The sequence below is a fragment of the Pontimicrobium sp. MEBiC01747 genome (assembly GCF_053601635.1).
In genome coordinates, this window is sequence record NZ_JBSHNS010000408.1 from 1 (window position 1) to 2,500 (window position 2,500).

Below are 2,500 nucleotides of genomic sequence, written 5' to 3' on the forward strand. Positions count from 1 at the left end.
GTTCAGGAATCAGCTTTTTTTGTTCTGAATGTGTTAATTTGAAAGAAGCCATTATTGCAACTAAATGTGGTCGCCAATTTTCGTCATTTAGAAGTTTATGAATTCCTTCGATAATTAATTCTTGGTCAATATTATCACAAATCAAATCGAGCCTTTCTAAACTTTTATTTAAATTCCATTCGGCTGTTTGATTACTGTCAACGTGAAGATTCATTAACGGTAAATGATTTGGATGTCCGTTCCAAAAATCATTAAAAACTCCAAAGTTTGGTCTTTCACTCATTTTCTCATATTAAGCACAACTATTGTATAAACTCAACTTATAGCGTTTATTTTCTATATATAAATATAGTTTAATTAAAAAAAAAGGAAAAGAAAGAGAGTAATAAAAAACCCTCAACAAAAAGATATTTGTTGAGGATTTATTATATAAAAAAAGCGCTTTAGTATTAATTACTAAAGCGCTTTAAAAAAGGCGACGACCTACTCTTCCACGATTGTAGTACCATCGGCGCTAATGGGCTTAACTTCTCTGTTCGGAATGGTAAGAGGTGAGCCCCATCGCTATAATCACCTTAAATCTTTCGGTGTATGTGCTATATTTATTATAAACACTTAACCGTATATAATAACATATTGAAAAAAAATAGATAAATCTTGTATCGTAATAATAACTATTGAACTTAGTAAAAAAACAGGCGTACAATAAGCCTATGGGTTATTAGTATCACTCGGCTATGACATTACTGCCTTTACACCTATGACCTATCAACGTGGTAATCTTCCACGACCCTTTAAAGAAATCTCATCTTGTGGTGGGTTTCGCGCTTATATGCTTTCAGCGCTTATCCCTTCCCAACGTAGCTACTCTGCAATGCTCCTGGCGGAACAACAGATACACCAGAGGTTAGTCCAACTCGGTCCTCTCGTACTAGAGTCAGATCCACTCAAATTTCTAACGCCCACTGTAGATAGAGACCGAACTGTCTCACGACGTTCTGAACCCAGCTCGCGTGCCACTTTAATGGGCGAACAGCCCAACCCTTGGGACCTTCTCCAGCCCCAGGATGTGACGAGCCGACATCGAGGTGCCAAACCCCCCCGTCGATGTGAGCTCTTGGGGGAGATCAGCCTGTTATCCCCGGCGTACCTTTTATCCTTTGAGCGATGGCCCTTCCATGCGGAACCACCGGATCACTATGCTCTACTTTCGTACCTGATCGACTTGTAGGTCTCTCAGTCAAGCTCCCTTATGCCATTGCACTCTACGCACGGTTACCAAGCGTGCTGAGGGAACCTTTAGAAGCCTCCGTTACTCTTTTGGAGGCGACCACCCCAGTCAAACTACCCACCAAGCACTGTCCTTTCAAAAGAAAGTTAGACTCTAGATAAGCAAAGGGTGGTATTTCAACAATGACTCCACAACGCCTAGCGACGCCGCTTCAAAGTCTCCCACCTATCCTACACATTACTTATCCAAAACCAATACTAAGCTATAGTAAAGGTGCACGGGGTCTTTTCGTCCCACAGCGGGTAATCGGCATCTTCACCGATACTACAATTTCACCGAGCTCATGGCTGAGACAGTGTCCAGATCGTTGCACCATTCGTGCAGGTCGGAACTTACCCGACAAGGAATTTCGCTACCTTAGGACCGTTATAGTTACGGCCGCCGTTTACTGGGGCTTCATTTGAGAGCGTCGCCGAAGCTAACTCCTCCACTTAACCTTCCAGCACCGGGCAGGTGTCAGGCCATATACGTCATCTTTCAATTTAGCATAGCCCTGTGTTTTTGATAAACAGTCGCCTGGACCTTTTCACTGCGGCCACACCGAAGTGTGGCGACCCTTCTCCCGAAGTTACGGGTCGATTTTGCCTAGTTCCTTAGCCATGAATCTCTCGAGCTCCTTAGAATTCTCATCCCAACTACCTGTGTCGGTTTAGGGTACGGGCTGCTTCACTCGCTTTTCTTGGAAGTCGATTCGCTAGATTATCACCGCGGCCGTAGCCTTAGTGTACTATCGAGGTGTTACCACTCTCTTCAACGCACAATTCCGTCTGTGCGCACTAACTATTCGCCTCCGTCACTTTTAGTGTGAGCAGGTACAGGAATATTAACCTGTTGTCCATCCACTACCCCTTTCGGGTTCGCGTTAGGTCCCGACTAACCCTCAGCTGATTAGCATAGCTGAGGAAACCTTAGTCTTTCGGAGTGCGGGTTTCTCGCCCGCATTATCGTTACTTATGCCTACATTTTCTTTTCTATACGCTCCAGCATACCTCGCAGTACACCTTCAACGCCTATAGAATGCTCCCCTACCCATCTTAAAGATGCCATAGCTTCGGTAGTATGTTTATGCCCGATTATTATCCATGCCGAACCGCTCGACTAGTGAGCTGTTACGCACTCTTTAAATGAATGGCTGCTTCCAAGCCAACATCCTAGCTGTCTAAGCAGTTCAACCTCGTTTTTTCAACTTAACATACATTTGGGGACCTT

At 44.0% G+C, this 2,500-nt stretch carries 1 protein-coding gene and 2 rRNA genes (1 of these 3 cut by a window edge); all 3 read right to left on the bottom strand.

Annotated features, from left to right (window positions below; translation table 11 throughout):
• Positions 1-283, bottom strand: a 283-nt coding sequence (locus ACVC2P_RS13035) for a hypothetical protein (RefSeq protein ID WP_452598900.1), incomplete at its 3' end; no start/stop codon positions are given.
• Positions 284-470: 187 nt separating this feature from the next.
• Positions 471-578, bottom strand: a 5S ribosomal RNA gene (gene rrf / locus ACVC2P_RS13040).
• A 123-nt stretch (positions 579-701) separates the two neighbouring features.
• Positions 702-2,500 (bottom strand): 23S ribosomal RNA (locus ACVC2P_RS13045) (it continues 1,022 nt past the right edge of the window).